Source organism: Spirosoma litoris, assembly GCF_054776755.1.
Window position 1 is genome coordinate 206,720 of sequence record NZ_BAAHBI010000036.1, and the last position, 16,467, is coordinate 223,186.

Annotated in this window: 19 protein-coding genes; 18 read left to right on the top strand and 1 reads right to left on the bottom strand. The window is 49.6% G+C overall.

Annotated elements, in window-relative coordinates:
* Nucleotides 1-401 precede the first annotated feature (401 nt).
* The 8 genes from ACYVGR_RS23140 (at nt 402) to ACYVGR_RS23175 (ending at nt 8,837) form a co-directional block, all read left to right on the top strand.
* Nucleotides 402-965: a hypothetical protein gene (locus ACYVGR_RS23140; protein ID WP_460961164.1), complete on the top strand. Its 564-nt coding sequence runs from the start codon at nt 402-404 to the stop codon at nt 963-965.
* Between the two features lie 15 nt (nt 966-980).
* Entirely contained in the window at nt 981-5,063 is a 4,083-nt protein-coding gene (locus tag ACYVGR_RS23145; protein WP_460961166.1) for a hypothetical protein, read from the top strand.
* Between the two features lie 119 nt (nt 5,064-5,182).
* A complete protein-coding gene (locus tag ACYVGR_RS23150) occupies nt 5,183-5,632 on the top strand; it encodes a hypothetical protein (protein WP_460961168.1) in 450 nt (149 codons plus the stop codon).
* A 97-nt stretch (nt 5,633-5,729) separates the two neighbouring features.
* Nucleotides 5,730-6,203, top strand: a complete 474-nt coding sequence (locus tag ACYVGR_RS23155; RefSeq protein WP_460961170.1) for a hypothetical protein — start codon at nt 5,730-5,732, stop codon at nt 6,201-6,203.
* 180 nt (nt 6,204-6,383) lie between these two features.
* Nucleotides 6,384-6,956 (top strand): hypothetical protein, encoded by a 573-nt coding sequence (locus ACYVGR_RS23160; RefSeq protein ID WP_460961172.1) that lies wholly within the window; start codon nt 6,384-6,386, stop codon nt 6,954-6,956.
* 8 nt (nt 6,957-6,964) lie between these two features.
* Nucleotides 6,965-7,903, top strand: a complete 939-nt coding sequence (locus tag ACYVGR_RS23165) for a hypothetical protein (RefSeq protein WP_460961174.1) — start codon at nt 6,965-6,967, stop codon at nt 7,901-7,903.
* Nucleotides 7,904-7,917: 14 nt separating this feature from the next.
* Nucleotides 7,918-8,367 carry a hypothetical protein gene (locus ACYVGR_RS23170; protein WP_460961176.1) on the top strand — a complete coding sequence of 150 codons (450 nt, stop codon included), beginning with the start codon at nt 7,918-7,920 and terminating at the stop codon, nt 8,365-8,367.
* 2 nt (nt 8,368-8,369) lie between these two features.
* Entirely contained in the window at nt 8,370-8,837 is a 468-nt protein-coding gene (locus tag ACYVGR_RS23175; RefSeq protein WP_460961178.1) for a DUF1353 domain-containing protein, read from the top strand.
* A gap of 88 nt (nt 8,838-8,925) precedes the next feature.
* Here ACYVGR_RS23175 and ACYVGR_RS23180 read toward each other — a convergent pair whose 3' ends face one another.
* Entirely contained in the window at nt 8,926-9,261 is a 336-nt protein-coding gene (locus tag ACYVGR_RS23180) for a hypothetical protein (RefSeq protein ID WP_460961180.1), read from the bottom strand.
* A 711-nt stretch (nt 9,262-9,972) separates the two neighbouring features.
* On the opposite strand from ACYVGR_RS23180, the gene ACYVGR_RS23185 reads away from it, so the two are divergent.
* The 10 genes from ACYVGR_RS23185 to ACYVGR_RS23230 form a co-directional block, all read left to right on the top strand.
* The gene (locus ACYVGR_RS23185) at nt 9,973-10,848 is read left to right on the top strand and encodes a S49 family peptidase (RefSeq protein ID WP_460961182.1); all 876 of its coding nucleotides are present in this window, start codon (nt 9,973-9,975) and stop codon (nt 10,846-10,848) included.
* A gap of 91 nt (nt 10,849-10,939) precedes the next feature.
* Nucleotides 10,940-11,386, top strand: coding sequence for a hypothetical protein (locus ACYVGR_RS23190; RefSeq protein WP_460961184.1), 447 nt, complete (start codon nt 10,940-10,942; stop codon nt 11,384-11,386).
* 60 nt (nt 11,387-11,446) lie between these two features.
* Nucleotides 11,447-12,427 carry a hypothetical protein gene (locus ACYVGR_RS23195; RefSeq protein WP_460961186.1) on the top strand — a complete coding sequence of 327 codons (981 nt, stop codon included), beginning with the start codon at nt 11,447-11,449 and terminating at the stop codon, nt 12,425-12,427.
* 91 nt (nt 12,428-12,518) lie between these two features.
* Entirely contained in the window at nt 12,519-13,226 is a 708-nt protein-coding gene (locus tag ACYVGR_RS23200; protein WP_460961188.1) for a hypothetical protein, read from the top strand.
* Between the two features lie 79 nt (nt 13,227-13,305).
* Nucleotides 13,306-13,506, top strand: coding sequence for a hypothetical protein (locus ACYVGR_RS23205; protein WP_460961190.1), 201 nt, complete (start codon nt 13,306-13,308; stop codon nt 13,504-13,506).
* Nucleotides 13,507-13,582: 76 nt separating this feature from the next.
* Nucleotides 13,583-13,981 carry a hypothetical protein gene (locus ACYVGR_RS23210; RefSeq protein WP_460961192.1) on the top strand — a complete coding sequence of 133 codons (399 nt, stop codon included), beginning with the start codon at nt 13,583-13,585 and terminating at the stop codon, nt 13,979-13,981.
* Nucleotides 13,982-14,022: 41 nt separating this feature from the next.
* Nucleotides 14,023-14,427: a hypothetical protein gene (locus ACYVGR_RS23215; protein ID WP_460961194.1), complete on the top strand. Its 405-nt coding sequence runs from the start codon at nt 14,023-14,025 to the stop codon at nt 14,425-14,427.
* The gene (locus ACYVGR_RS23220; RefSeq protein WP_460961196.1) at nt 14,408-14,950 is read left to right on the top strand and encodes a hypothetical protein; all 543 of its coding nucleotides are present in this window, start codon (nt 14,408-14,410) and stop codon (nt 14,948-14,950) included. Before ACYVGR_RS23215 ends, ACYVGR_RS23220 begins: the two co-directional genes overlap by 20 nt.
* Nucleotides 14,934-15,305, top strand: a complete 372-nt coding sequence (locus ACYVGR_RS23225; protein ID WP_460961198.1) for a hypothetical protein — start codon at nt 14,934-14,936, stop codon at nt 15,303-15,305. The genes ACYVGR_RS23220 and ACYVGR_RS23225 overlap by 17 nt, the downstream gene beginning before the upstream one ends.
* 78 nt (nt 15,306-15,383) lie before the next feature.
* A partial coding sequence (locus ACYVGR_RS23230; RefSeq protein WP_460961200.1) for a hypothetical protein occupies nt 15,384-16,467 on the top strand: 1,084 nt, incomplete at its 3' end.

A 16,467-nucleotide genomic window follows, 5' to 3' on the forward strand; every position in this document is an offset into this window, starting at 1 on the left:
ATCTATTTTTTAGTGTAATGCTATCTTATCTAGTAATATGTTATTTATTAACAGGTAGTTCTTATGATAAGATGTCCAAAAGCGATATACGCTATTTTGAGTATAAATTAGGAATGTTGACAGCTATCTAATTGGTAAGTAATGCTAAATAATCTTCTTAAAGTTCAATTTTAAAGTATCCATTAGTTTGTTTATAGTTTATATATTTCTAAAATTGTCAACGGGAGATTTCCCGTTTTTTTAAGGGGAGAAATACGGTATTGGATATATGTTAAACTTCAGTTAAGCATAATCGCTCTTGCCTACTTATTTTATTAAAAGCCACGGCTGGCTGGCCGTGGCTTTTTACGTCCTTTTAGCCACCTGCTCACGGTTTTAGCTTGCTCCCAAAACAGCAAGCTATGGAACAAACTACCGGCATCCGGGGCGATGCCAGGGCCGAATGGCTCACCAGTAACCGAGACGCTGCCAAAGTGCTCAACCAGTACATTCTCCAGGCCGAAAAGGCATTTATTAGCCGAGTCCAGGGGGCAGGCTTAACCCTAACCGGAGAGCTCCTTTCTAGCTTTCGACACGAAGCGGCCATCATTGGCGAGGACTACGTTTCGGCTAAACTAGAAATGGCTGGCTATGGCCGGATCAAGGATTTACGGCGAATGGGCTACAGCCGCACACCACCACTTTTGGCAATGGAGAGCTATGTGGAAAAGGTGGGAACAGCCAATTTTATTAAGGTGCCAGGCTATCCAGCCGGACGCTATCCAGCCAGTGAAGCCAAAGCCGTGGAACGGATTTCCTGGGCGCTTAAAATGAAGTTCCGAAGTATGCCCAACGTAGTACGCGGCTATCGGGGCATCTATTCGGATCCGCTCTTAAAAGACGTTTTACCCTACCTGTTTTCTGATTTGGCCACGGCCTGCAACTTAACGGCCAGCCGGGCCTTTAAAGTGGCATTCTCCGACTAATCGTAGCGACGAACCATGGCACTAAATCTAAACGAGGTAGCTACCCTTACCCTAAAGCTCAATAATGGGGATGTAGGCAAGAGTATTGACGAGCTCAACACCAAAGCCAAAGACCTTAGAAAGACCATCAACGAGATCGAAAAGGATGGCGGCAAGGGGAGCGAAAACTGGAAGAAATACAAGACCGAATTAGCCGACGTACAGAAGGCCACGGCAGCGCTTAAAAAGGAGGTCGATGTGACCACGCTTACCTATGGCCAGCTCGACAATTTAATCAAGCAGTTAACCAAAGACCTTAAAACCTTAAAGCCAGGCACGGAGGAATTTGTAACGGCATCTAAGCGGCTAGGCGAAGCCGAAAAACAATTTAAGTCCGTCAAGGATGAGGTGGACAAGCTCAAAAAAGGCGGGGAGGATCTAGGCCAGCCCACGCTCTGGAATAAAGTAACCAGCGGGGTAAAAGGCCTATCGACGGCGTTTCAGGCCATGATGGCCCTCCAGGTGATTGGCTTCATTATCGACATCGGTAAAAGCATTTTTGAGACCACCAGCAAGTTTGAGAAGTACGGCAAGATTTTAGAGACCGCACTGGGGAGCCAGAAAGAGGCTCAGAGCTCGATGGCCGCGCTCAAAAAGCTAGGCTCCGAAACCGCCTTTTCGGTGGATGAGCTCACCGAGGGCTACATAAAAATGGTGAACCGGGGCATGAGGCCGAGCCAAACCGAAATGAAGGCACTCACTGACCTGGCCGCTAGCCAGGGCAAGACGTTTGACCAATTGGTAGAGGCCGCGCTGGATGCCGCCACGGGCGAAAATGAACGGCTTAAGGAGTTCGGGATTACAGCCAAAAAATCCGGTGACGAAACCACGCTTTCCTTTAAGGGGATGAACCAGACGGTGAAGAATACGCCGGAGGCCATTCAAGCGGCCATTGTAGCCTTTGGTCAAATGAAGGGGGTAGCGGGTCAGAATGCCGAAATGATGAAAACCTTAGACGGCCAAACCTCGAACCTGGGGGATAATTTCGAGGCACTTAAAACCGAAATCGGGGAGCAATTGAAGCCGGTTTTTTCGGCCATCCTGTCTACCATGAGCTATGGCATTACGGTCATTAGTGGCTTGGTTAAAGCGGTGGGTACATTGATAACCGTCGTCACCACCTACTGGAGTACGCTGGCTGATTTTGCCGTAGGATCGGCGGGGGTAATGAAGAATTTAGGCAATGCCATTAGCCTGTTTCTAACGGGCAATTATGAGGCCGCTGGTAAGGCCTGGGAGCAGACCAAAGCAGCCGGGGCCAAAGTGATCGAAGGGGTTAAAACCAACGTCAAAGCCGGGGCCGCTGCCGTGGTGGCTATTTGGGCGGATCCGGCCAGCGTGACAAAGGCCGAATTTGCCGGTAAGAAGCAGGGCGAAGCCCACGCCAAAGGGCTGAGTGACGAGCAAAAGAAAGCCCTTGCCGCCCAACAGAAAGAAGCCGACAAAGCCCGTAAACAGGAGCAGAAAGACCACGAAGCCGCACTGAAAGAACGGGAAAAGGCCAACCAGAAAGCGCTGGAGGAATTGGCGCAAATCGAAGCCGAGGCTCACATAGCAGGCATCAAAGACGAGATGCAGCGGGAGATTGCCAGGATCGGAGCCAAGCGGGATTTAGCCGCAGAGGCCATTATGCGAGGCATTCAGAGCGAAGAGCTGAAGACCAAACAGATAGCCGCGCTAAACCTCAAAATGGAGGAAGAGGTGGCCAGGGTGGTAGGCGAATTTGCCGAGAAAAAGCGCCAGAAAACCGAGGAAGAAGAAGCTAAACGGCTGGCCAATACCAAGTTTGTGTTGGAACAGGAGCGAATAGCTGAAAACGCTATGCTCGACCTGAAGGAGCTCCAGGCCAAAGGCAATGCCACCAAGCTGGCCGCGATTCACCAGGAGCGGCTTAGCATCCAGTTAAATGCCACGATTCAAAAGCTAGATGCCGAAGAAGCCGCCGAAAAAGCTAAAGCCACTAGGGAGATAACCGACAAGACCCAATTAGATGCCACCCTAACGGCCATCGAAAACCGCTACCGAACGGAGCGGGAGCTGGCCACGGGCAAAAATGCGGCTGAAATCGCCAAGATAGAGACCGAGCTGAAGGAGAAAAAGAACGCGATTTGGACGGAAACCAGCCAGGCGTTTAGCGCTATTCTGAAAGGGGATCTATCGGGCTTTATCGACCACGCCAACAAGATTGTTACGGGCGAACAACAGGCCTGGCAAAAACGACTCCAGGAGAACACCGAGAAGTACGCAGCCATTGGCCAGATGGCCAGCCAGGCCGCGCAATTCCTGGCCGATTTGGCCCAAAAACGGGCGGATAAGGAGATAGCCGAAGCCAGGCGGGAACGGGATGAGAAAGTAGCGATTCTCAACGACCAGGTAGCCGCCGAACAAAACGCCATCAACGATGCCACCGCTGCCATAAACAAAACCAAGAGCGAATCCAGCGAAAAAATCAAGTCGATAAAACAGGAGGAAACCGACAAGATCAAGACCCTGGAAACGCTCTACTCGAATGCCAGCAATGAGCAGGGCAAGGCCGATATGGAGGCCGAAATAGCCCGCACCAAGCAGGAGAAGGAGGAAAAGAAAGCAGCGGCCAAAGCGGTACATGATGATGCGGTAGAAAACGCCAAAGATGAGAAGCAGCAAAAAATAGACGCTGCCGAAGCCACCCGAGACGCGGAAATAGCCAGCATCAACAAGCGGACAGAGCTGGATTCAGCGACCCGTAAAAAGATGATCCAGGAGAGCAAAGACCGGGCTGAACTGGAGATCAAACAGGCCAAAGAGGACTTTGATGTTAAGACCAAATTATCCAAGGAGGAATACGAGAAAAAGACCAAAGACGCGACCGACGAAGCCGAGAAGAAAATTAAGCTCCTCAAAGAGTTAGAAACGGCTGACAAGGACAAGGCCAAAGAATTGATCCAAACGGCCAAAGACGAAGCAGCGGCCAAAGTCAAGACGGCGGAAGAAGAGAAGGCCGCTAAACTCAAACTGCTGGAGCAGGAGAAAGCCACCCGGATCCAGAACAAAAAGGATTTGGAGGCCGCTATAGATGCCGAGAATAAGAAAGCCAAAGCCATAGAGGTAGCCGCTAAAACAAAGGCCTGGGAGGCTCAGAAAAAGGCCGATATAGCGAGTGCATTGATTACGGGAGCACTGGCCACCTTGAAAGCGCTGGCCTCGGGATTCTGGCCGGTGAACCTGGTCTTTGCGGCTGCTAGTGCGGTAATGACGGCTATCCAGGTAAACAGCATTCGCAACCAACCGACCCCACAGTTTGCACATGGGGGCTTTATCCCACAGGGAGGGCGGCACGGCTCCAGCTACGGCACGGGCGGGCTGGCCATCATCGACCGGGCCACCGGCCAGGAGCGGGGCGAAATGGAAGGCAACGAGGCTATCATAAGCCGGGAGCAAACGGCGGCTAACATGCCGCTAATCCAGCAAATGTTTAAAAACGCCCGAACACCAGGCCGACGTAACAAGCCCGTAACGGATTACCGTGGTACGGCATTCCGGGGCGCTGCTTTCCGGGAGGGCGGTTTGTTGGACGCAGCCAAGTACTCCAGACCCATGTTTGTCTATGGGGGCATTGTGGGCACCAAGCGCCGGTATGATGACGGGGGAATCGTGCTGAATGATGATCCAGAAGCCGCTGGAGGTTTGGCAGAAGGACAAAAAGCGCAAAGCCAGGCCATAGAACAGGGCAAAATGCAGATTAAACTCTTGGGGGAAATTATCGACGTAAATAAAGCCACCGGGGAGGATCTAAAGCGGGCTATGAGTACGCTGGCCAGCAACATCGATAACTCACTTTCTACGCTCACCCGAAACAATAACCAGGCACTGGCCAACCTGGCCAGTACGACCCAGAGCGGCCTAAACAATATGGCTGGCCAGGTAGGTGGTTTAAAGGGATCCGTGAACGCGGTAGAGGGTGCGGTTTACCAGGTGAAAAATGCGGTGGATGGCGTACAGGGAGCCGTCTGGGGCACCAACCAGGCCGGGCGCTTGGATCACCTGATAGGCGCTATTTCTTCCTTTAGAGGGAAATAGATTTTGCTTTATCAATTGCAAATGGAGATTTCGTTCTCCATTTGCAATTGATATTTTTCTTGGTAAGTTTGATGACTCAATTTATAGAGAGAATAGTGTATTTAACTGGCCTTGCTCTCATGCCTTATCGAAGAAAAATTTTAACCTATTTACTTCTCCTATTAAGCTATTCAGCTTTTTCACAAAATACTCGAATTACGGTTAAACTTTTTAAAGAAGGTAAACAGAAAATTTCTCATAAACCTTTGAAAGTTATACTTATATGTGAGGATACCATTACTCTGGATGCTGACAAGGCAAGCTTTGTAATGCCTGATTTGATAAGTGGCAATAAGTATACGATAGTACTGACACAAAATAGGTACAGGTTAATATTAAATGATATTTACGTGGGTTGGAACGATAAACTTCCCTTATGGAAAATTGACATTGATTATGCCCCTATAAATAAAGATGAAGCCTATTCAATACCCAAAGAGTATATCAATAAAATCAGGTGGCGATACACGTTAGAGCGTGGCAATGGTACTGTACTTACATGGTATGGCTTCAAGAGGCCATTTAGCTAATTATCGACACTTTCGATGAGTATATATTAGCTGAAAAATATGTATCTTTACCTATCCCGTTAGCTACCTATAATATGAAAAAAACTCTCCCTGGTAAATGCGTAAACGTGTTGTTCTTTCAGTACCCAAGTATTTAAAAAAGTACCTGTTAAGTCCCGAATTTGGCCAGATCGTTGATGGCGCACTTTATGTAGGAGGCCGCTCCTTTATCGGCTCGTACATCTCCAGCGTATCCAGAGCTATACCCTACACGCTGCCGGTTCCCGATCTATCGGGTACAAAATTATCTATCTGGTATAGCTGCCGGAATTTTAGCCATGAGGTGCCACCCGAAAAGCTGGCCAGCCTGGTTAAATCCTTAGACGAACAGTTCCGCCGTTCGCTCATTTGTGAGGTGAGAGCTTTGCACGAATTATGTGGCGGGGAGTACTCCAAGTTCATCCGCAATTTTTTACAGCGCTACGACATTGAGCCCGACGTGGACATCGATTTTGATACTGTCCGCAAAATTTATCGGGATTACCTGGAGCGGGTGGATAAGTCTAACCGGGAGTTGGCCGGGAGTCGATAAAAATATTTTGCGCAAAAAAGGCCGGGTACGCGCAGTTTAGGCCGGATCTATGCAGTTTGGGCCGGATTTATGCAGTTTAGGCCGGGCAAAAACGCCCTCCATGTCAAATGGAGGGCGTTTTTGCTATAAAAAAGCGGTGCATTTCCGTCCTTTCCAGGGGCTTGTTAGGCCATTACTTTTATGGTCAATATGGTACTAACAGAGCAATCTTTTGGCAGCTATCAACAACAGCCCAACGCTGGCCAGGTGGCCCGGCTTAAGCTCCTACCGATAGAGGCCGTGCTGGCCCTTGCACCACCGGGAGAGTGGCCGGCTCCAGCGCTAGGGATTATTTCCCGTTTTGGCCTGGCCGTTGCCGGTGGATCCGTAGCCACGGAGTTAATTTTTCCCATTGGCGGGGGCTCTTTCCAGGAGAGCAGCGAAACCAGCGGAGCCGGAACGGCCTGGAGCCTGGAGCTGGTGGCCACCATTCCCAAAAACCAGACTGGCCTACTGGATTGGGTACACCGGAACAAAGCCAGGCGCTGGCTGGCTCTCTGGCTCGACCGGAACGGGCTGGCTTACGTGGCCGGAGAATGCGGCAACGGCTTACGGATGGAAGCCACCAGGGCCGTAGGAGCCACCAACAGCCAAACGCTCACCTTTCGGGGCCGTGCCACCCATCCGGCCTGGTTCCTGGAAACCTTCGACGCTACGCAACTTTTCGCAGACGTAGATTTTGACTTAGCTTTTGATTTATCCTTTAACGCCTAAACTAACAAATGGCAGCACCCGACGACACAGCGCTAAAGGCGCTCATTGATTCCAACATTCCCGATGCCAACCCTGGCTTACCCCGCAGAGCTACAGCGGCCTTTGTCCGGGCCACCTTAAAGACCTTAGTCGATTGGGTAAAGACGGGCATCAACAACAACCTATCCACCTGGTTACGAGCCAGCGACAACTCGCCAGGCGGGGGCAATACCGAAACCGTTTACCGGACTGGCCTAACTCAGTTTAAGGGCGGCATCGAATCCTATAGTCGAACGCCAACCGGACAGGCAATGGCACAGACGGCTTTTGGCGTAGCAACACTCCAACTAGTTGGTAATGGGAATGGCTCACCCGCCATTTTAGAGTTTCATGTACCGGGGGCGGTCATTCATCAGCTCGGCGTGGATATAGATGCTGTATTAAAGTTTCGACCCTATAGTTCAACCGTTGCCTATCCGGTTATTATAGACAAAATCACGAACTCCTTTCGACTGGCCACTATTGCCGCTAATAAAAAAATAGCCTTGTATGATGATACGGGTAACGACCATCAATTTTATGGATTTGGGGTAAATGATGGCAAGCTACAGTATCGAATTGACACCACTTCGGCCATACACGTATTCTACGCGGGTACATCTCCAGTGACGAGCCAGGAATTAATGCGAATCCAAGGCAACGGAAACGTAGGCATAGGGATAGCCGCGCCAACGGAACGGCTACACGTTGTTGGCAATGCATTAATTCAGGGCGAAATCCAGGCGGGGAGCCTTGCCGCACCAACCAGCGTAAGGACTTACGGCTACTTCATTAATTATTTTATGTCAGCTCTTAGGGCGTTTAGAATAGGTGGAGCAACCACCACTACAGGTCTGACGCTAAAAACCACCCAATACATAACGATTGAAATTGATGGCACGACCTACAAACTGGCCTTAGTCAACTAACCGCAAACAACCTGATGAACTCAATTAGCCAACCAATCAGCGACGAAAAGCCAACCGGATTTAAACGGGTAGGCAAGCATTTAAACTTTGTGATTACCGAAGATTTGAACATGGTTCAACAGGTACGGGTCATCACCCTGGACACGGCCACCAGTAAGCCAATGACCGACGTAATAGAGGCCGACGAAACGCTAACCGTAGCCCAACGCCAGGCCAGCCTGCAACGCTATGCGGATCAGATCGTAACCCGCCAAACGGTGGGGGCTTTCGTGAATGCCAGCGGCCAGGTAGTGGAACCAGGAGCCGCTGGAGCCATCAGCCAGCGGGATTATTTCCAGGCCATTACCCTGGGAGACCTAAAGAAAATGGGCCTACCCATCACCGACAAAACGCCGGTAACGACGCTGATTTACGCGCTGATTCAGGGCGAAATAAGCAACATTGATAGGCGGGGCGAATTGTAAGCATGGAACAAGGGGAACCTATTTTTATTGGTCGATTGGATACGGATTACAGCCTAATCGTTGTGATGTCCAGCCGGTTGCCCAAAACCGACCAAATGCTAGTGTACCATGATATACGAGTCGAGTTGGCTGATTTACGGGTTTTGTTGATTCCTGCCGACTTTCTGACCGATTGCCATTCTACACCCCCCTGGAGCCAGAGCGTACTGCCAGCCTATGACAATAAGACGAACCTGGCCGCAATTGCTCACGACAAGTTATATATGGATTGGGAGGCATTTACGGTAAACTATACCGAGCTCCAGGCCATGAGCGCCAAAGCGGCTAGGGCTTACGCAGATGGCGTTTACCTGGAGCTCATGGAACGGTTCAACCCTGGCAGGTTCCGAAATAAGCTCTATTACGCCGGGGTTCGGCTATTTGGGTGGTGGAATTGGCGCAAATTCCGAAGCCAGGCGGAAAAAGGGTAAAATACAAACGGCCAATCTTATCTAGGACTGGCCGTTTTGCATTTTATTTACATCAGTTGAATAACTAGGATTATGTAAAGGGAATATCCTAAGAAGCAGGTAGTAGTCCTTCTGTGAAATAATCCTTTAATATGTCTAATTTTCCTGCTAGGAGATATTGATATAATCTATCAACCGTAGCCCAATCTTCTGCGTATTTTATCAATTCATCACCACGATCACCAAACAGCACTATTGAGACCCGTAAATTATGATGAACTTCCAAAATATGTTCACTGTCGTTATTTATTAAGACATACAGGAACCCATAGTCTGTATCTACTTTTTGTATTTCTTCAATAGCCTTTCTAATATCAGTTAGCGTTGGGTCATATAGGCGATTTGTCCAGTCCCAAGCCTTTTCTAGATAAAATTCCTTACTCATTCAATATAAAACAATCGTGTTGTATAAGTGCAATTATGATAACCTAATCTCTTCCTAAGCCTATTAATAATATCCAAAGAGCTCCTGTACCTCCAATAGCAAAACCAAGGAGGAATATAAAAGTGTTTAGATAGGGGCCACCGGAAGACATTGTATATCCTATTCCTGATAGCAACCATCCTGTAAACATCATAACAATCGAAATCACAAGCTTTATAGGTCGTGGCAATTTCATTTTTTATGGTGATAATAGAACACGGTATAGTCAGTCACAATTGTTATATAATCTGCTTTATGTAAACCTAATAGTGCAAATACAGGCTTTATTGATTTACTCTCCGACGCTGCCAAATAGATAGTAAAACGAAAAAGTCAGCCGGTAGAGAAAATATGTAATTACCAGTCACAGCAATCATAGCCACGCATATGAGGCTAAGAATAAGAAGGCCTAAATTATTAATTTTCATGATTGACAATGATTTAGAAGTTGTATAATCTAACGTTAGGCTTAGAAGCCTCAAAATGACACTATCTAATTAGTCGCCACAAGGTACACAATTCAGTAACGCAATCATTAGCCAGCTCCAGCCAGATCGGAACGCCGAACCGGCTGGTTTTTTTTATGTCCTTTCCAGAGCCTTTTGGCCGTGGCAACTTTACATCAACAATCCCCCAAATGGCGGTAAACAACAACTAGAACGCATTTTTTGAATGAATGGACTTTTAACCATTTCGGGACTCTGGCACTTGGAGGCCTCCTTTGCGGCTCGAATGGAGGCAATGGCCAGGCCACGGATCCTGGCCGGAAAAGAGCCAATTGCACCGGGGTTAATCTCGGAGCACCCAAGCCTGGCCATTAAGGCCACCCTGGCAACCACCGGCAAGAATATACTAGCCGGGACAATCTCCTACTATCAATACGTAGCCACGCAGTACACCGTTGACGGTGTTTGTGTCATTCCCATCATTGGCACGCTCACGCGGTACGGGTTGTGTTCCTGGGGCTATGAGGATATAGCCGGACTACTGGCCGTAGCCGACAAGATGGAGGACATTAAAGCCGTACTCCTACGGATCGACTCCGGGGGCGGGGCCGTGGATGGTTTACGGGCGCTGGCTGACGCTATCCGGGCCATGAAAAAGCCGGTAGACGTTTGGACGAACTTTTGTGCCAGCGCTGCCTACTTTATCGCCAGCCAGGCCCGCTACATCTGGGTAGAGGACTCTCCTTTGCCGGTGATGGGCTCCATTGGTACGCTGATGGTCTACACCGACCAAAGCAAGGCGCTGGAGCAACAAGGCTACCAGGTGGAAATTTTCCGGGCTACCGATAGCGTAGACAAGGCCACCGCCAACGGCATCGAGCCGCTGACCGACGAAGTACGGGCCGAAATTCAGGCTATTCTGGACACCTGCCAAAAGCAATTTGTGGGCTATGTACAGCGAGGCCGGGCTGGCCTGCTGAAATCCGACGAATGGAAAACGGCCAAAATGTACGGCACCGATAAAGCCATTTCCATTGGCCTGGCCGACTTTAAAGGAACGCTCCAGCAGGCCATTAAAAAGGCCAATCAACTAAGACAATGAGCGAAAGAATGAATGAGTGAATGAGCGAATTACTGACGCACGAAATCACTCTTTCACTCATTCGTTCTTTCACTCTTTAATAATTCAATCTATGGCACAAGTAAAGCAGACCCTGGCCGCATTTATGGCCTCCTTTTTCGGAAAGTCCGAAACCGTAATTTCTGAAAAGCTCTCCACCGACGAGCACAACCAATTTACCAGCGAAGCCCTGGAGCTCCAGGAAAAGCTCACCGGCCTGGAATCCAAAGTAACCAGCCTGGAAACCGAAAAAGGTACACTCCAGGCCTCTATAGACACGCTAACAAGCGAAAAGAACACGCTCCAGAGCGAAAAGGCAACGCTGGAAGGCGATAAGACCACGCTCCAGAACTCACTCACCGAAGCCCAAACCGACCGAGATAAATACAAAGCCTGGTTTGAGAAGCAAGCCGGGGTAGGCGCTCAACTGCCGGAGGGTGACGAAACCAGTAAGGGAGAGCAAGCCCTAACGCCCTACAACCAGGCCGCGCTGGAGGCTTTCCGCAAAGCCAACAAATAAGCAACCACAAAACCATTTTTTTCTCAATACACAAGTAAATCAGTAAACAACACGCTATAGATGGCACAAACACAAGGGTACGATTTTAGTAAGCTACCAAGCGCCTTAATGCAGGTTTTTGATGGCCGAAAGGAGATTATCACCGACGTATTAATTGACGGTGACGCAAAAATCCGGGAGCTCTACCAGCTCCTGGTGACGGATAATAAGAGCCCGCTGATTAACCTCCAGATCATGGATATTTTACGGGCGGCATCGGACGACTTCAACCCATCGGCGGGGGCGCTCCAGTTCGGGGCACGGGTGCCAACGTTTGAAGATGTGGACATTGATTTGCAGTTCACCACGGGCGAAATTCAAACGCTTTACCGTTCGTATCTGCAATACGTGAAGGGCTTGAGCTCGGAAAAGGAAGTACTAGCCAATCCGTTCGAGGTGTTCTTTATTTCCCAGATTCTACGCACAGCACGGGCCAACCTGGTGGAAAAAGCAAGCTGGAAAGCGGTTAAGAATGCCGCTAATACAGGTTCGGCTTATGCCATTACCGGCCTATTGTCGAAGCTGACCGCTGGCCGACAAGCGGGAACGGGAGACATTCCAGCCAGTAACGTGTTAACGGCTGCTGCCACCATTGACGACACCAACAGTTACGAGCAAATGCTGGCACTTTGCCAGGTAGTGGAAGCGGCTAACCAGGCCATGCTGGAGATTCCGTTGCAATATCGTTGCTCTCCTGGTATCGCTCGGAGTATCAACCGCCGACGCCAGGCGAAGTTTCCCAACACGGTACGGCCAGGCGAAACCATGACCAAAATCGACGGGTACGAAAACATTACAATCGTGCCAGACGTAGGCCTTTCGGGCAAATTGACGCAGGTCATTACGCCAGGCTCAAACATGAATTTCGTCTGCAACGAGGACGTAAGCGCTTACACGTTGACGGTTGTCAAAGACGTTAAAGCGATCAAAATCAACATTCGGATGAGTGTCGGTTTTGATTACGGGTTCGGCAAATTCACCTTCTTAAACGACAAAGTTTAACTAGCCCAACCGGCCACCAGTATAGGGGTGGCCGGTTGACAAAAGTTTATCCATTTTTTCGAGTTCAATTAACCAACAACAACAAATACAGATGAAGATTGCCAAGATTTTAATGAGTTTAGCCCTGGTGTTTATCGGGGCGCTGGTGGCCACTGAGACCGGCAACGTAGTGGCCGGGGTGGTGTCCATGCCGCTGGCCAGCTATGTGGTTACAGCCACCACTGGCGTATCCTTGTTTGATAGCCACGGTATGGCCGTAGCCACCCTGGCCGCGATTCCACGCACGGCCCAACAGGTAGCCAACCCTGGGGGCGGTCGCCGGTTGTTTCTCATCCCGACTGACCAGTTTACAGCCGAATGGCCCAAACGGGCGGATATTGTAGACGGGGAATCTGCCGTAGCGCCTACGCTAGCCACCGGAGCGCCAGCCCCTACGTTTATTGAGGTGCAGGTATCGGACAACTCCCTAAAGATTGACCAGTCCTTAAAAGGCCCGACAGGTTATCAGAGTTGGGAGCAAAGCCTGGACGTGAAAATAGCCGGCTTTGGCAAGGCACAAGTAGCAGCCATTGATAAGCTGCTGAATACGGAATGTGTGGCCGTGGTGGTCTTGACCGATGGCAAACGCGTTGTGGTGGGTTCGTCGTTCTTAGGCATTCAGTTTGAGATTGCCCACACCTCTGGAGCCAAAGGTTCAGACCGACGCGAATGGACGCTCAAAGCCAAGCAGGATGGCTATATGTTCGGCTATGTGCCGTTAGCTGATACGGTCACGCTAGCAGGCGTTTCGGCGAACTAATTCTTACCACCTTCACTAAATCAATTCAACACAAAAAAGCCTCCCTGTTCATAGGGAGGCCATTTTTTATCAATCCAGTATGAAAAAAGTAATCGTCTTGAACCAGTCTACCGGCCTCACCTTTGGTATTGGTGGCCGTGACGTTTCGGTGAGCGAGACCATGAATGTAGCCGATGCCGAATTTATTAAGGCACAATATCCAGGCGTTTACGTGGACGTAATCGACGAACCCGAAGCCGCTACAGGGGAGGGTAAAGTAAAAGGCTCGAAATCGGCCTAGTGCCAAAATAGTATTTTGATAAACGAGCTGTGGTTTTGCTGTAAAACCAAATATTCTTCTTTTTCTTAAACAACAAATGAGCACACACAAACCAACATTAAGCCAAATTTTAGCCACGGCGCAACTCGCCGAAATGGCGTATAATGCCGACCAAACCGAGCACAAAAAAGCAGCCTGGGAAAAGGCACTTTCCGACTATGAGCAGGCCGTAGAAGCCGAACGGGTAGAGCAACCCGAAAGCCAGGAGCCAACCATTTTAGAAAACTGGATTCAGGAGTTAGGCCGACTGGAGGGATTAAACCGGGATTTGGAGAATCAAAAACACAGCTTGGAGCAAGAGGTTTCTTTTCTCAAAAACAAGCTAATTGAGAAAGATACGAAAATAGACGAGCTCGAAAAATTGGCACCGGCAGGCGCTCCTGTTTCTGCAAAATCGACAGAGCCAGAGGTAGCAGCAGCAAAAAAAAACAGTTAACCGTTCCGGCACCTAACCCGGAATCGGAAAAAGAGCGGCTTATGGTGCTGGCTGAAGGGCTACACCGTGAGGCCGCTCTTTTGAGTAATACCCTGGCCGATTTTGACGCGAACGACGTAGCAGGCCGTAAGCCCGTTGTGGCGCAAATTCTGGACATTCGGGAGCGCTGGAAAGATGCCCGGCACCAAGCCGCCACCGGCCAGAAACGACGTGACGAAAAAGAAGCCAAGCCCACAATGGCCAGCCAGGGGCTCCATGCGGCAGAGATCAAACTGGAGATCCAGAAAACGCGGGTCAATATCTCCAAGTATCAAACCAAACTAGAAGAACGGCCAGAACACAAAAACGCCACGGCCTGGAAACAGGAGCTGGCCCGGCTAACGGCCATCCTGGAGCAATACAAAGACGACCTTAGACTATTGAGCTATGAAGCAACTAAAGAGTAATAATAAGTACTTGGAGAAAGTACGGGCCGAATTGGACGTTTTCCAGGCCTATCTTTTAGAGGGTGGTGAGCTCACACCGGATCAGTGGGCCACCTGGGATAAAATCGATTCAGCCAGAGCCTGGTTAAAACAGGGCCACACCGATAGCCAGGTACTGGCCATGCTGAAAAATTCCAGCAAGCTCCAGGAACGGAGAGCCAGGGAAATCTTAACGCTTTCTTACGCTGTTTTCGCTGAATTGCGCCAATCTAGGGCCAAAGAGGGCGTAAAGGATCTATACGCCGAAATGTTCCGAGATGCCGCAAAACGAGCGTTGGATGCCGATGATTTTTACAATTACTCGCTGCTGTTGAAAGAAGCGGCCAAAATAGATGGTGCTTACGATAACCAGAAAGTGGTGGACGCGGACACCTACAAAAAGCCCTCAAAAGTGGTCTTTAAAGTGAAGCAATTAACCCTAAATAACAGCGCTGGCCAGGAGCCTAAACAAGTCGAAACGACAACCTATGAAATCGGAGAATAAAGCAAGCGGCCAAAATCGGGACGTTCTGGAAAGTGACACGCTGGAGGTGGAAGTGAACGAAAAACAAGCCACATTCCTGGAGGCCGTTTTTACCAATCATTTCAAAATTGCCGGAATGATTGGAGGCCGGGGCTCTGGCAAATCCATTACGCTCTCCGATTTTCTATACCTGGCCTCGGATGAGCTCCCAAAGGCCAAATGCGGTTGGGGCGTTCCAACCATTAAAAAGGCCAAATCGAAACTGACCTCTGGCTTAAAAGCAGGCTGGAAACGACACGGCATTCAGGAGTATGACTTTAAGACCGGCACCGGCTGTTTTGTGCTCTGGAGAGAGCCACCGGCACACTTCGACTGACCCTATGAAGCGCCCGACATTTGGGAGAACTGTATTAGTTTTCCGAATGGGTTTGTGATCGAGTTTGAGAGTTTCAAAATGGCCGCTGCCGAAAACCGGGGGGCCAACTACGATTTATACGTCATTGACGAAGGGCTGAACTTTAAAAAGGAATGGCTTAAGGTGGTGCTGCCGACGTTACGGGCCAATGTGGGAAAGTTTGACTCTACATTCCACCAGATGTTAGCGGTTTTTAGTTCTCCTCCCTGGGATCTAGGAGGCCAGTGGATGTATGACATAGAAGAGCTTTCCAAAACCGAGCCCGAAAAGTACTTTTTCCTGGAAGTAAAAACGCGGGATAATTTGGCCTTTCTGCCCGATGACTATTTAGACACGCTGAAAAAGAGTCTCACCAAACTGGAGTATGAGGTGGAAGTGGAAGGAAAGCGGCTGACGAAAATGCCGCATAACTTTTACCCGACTTTCCAACATGCGATCCATGTAATCAAGGATGAGAGCGACGAACAGGAGGGGAGAGCCGCCTTTAGCGGGGAGCCACTCTATAACCCTAGCCTACCGCTGGAGATAAGCCTGGACTTTAACGCTCACTTTACCAGTGCTACCCTATGGCAGAGCGACTACACCACGGCCAGGCTTATAGATAATCTCTACTGTAAAGAGCCAGCAATGGATGCGGACGGGGTGGCCATGACGATGGCCCAGACGCTGGCCACGATGATCGCCACCGAGTACGAGGGGCACAAGACCAAACAGGCCGTACTGACTGGAGACCGCAATGGTAAGAATAAATCAGCAGGCTCTACAAAAAGCATGTTCCAGCAAGTGGCTGACATTCTGGAGGCTTCTGGAAATTGGCAGGTTTCTACACAGCCGCTTAATTACAACCCTCCCCACATCGACAAGTTTAAGGACATTAGCAACGTGTTTGCCGAGCGTACTACCAGCCTGATCCGGGTACGGGTGGATGGCATACGGGCAAAGGCCACGGTGATCAGCATGGACAACAGCCCCTTGAACATCGACTACACCAAGAGCAAGAAGAGTGAAGGCAGCAAGGTAGACCAGGAGCTAGCCACTCACCTAAGTGATACAGTCGATTACTTGGGGTGGTCCTATTTAGCCGGACACTTCACTTTTGAGAGTTTGATAAAACAGTTTGGTA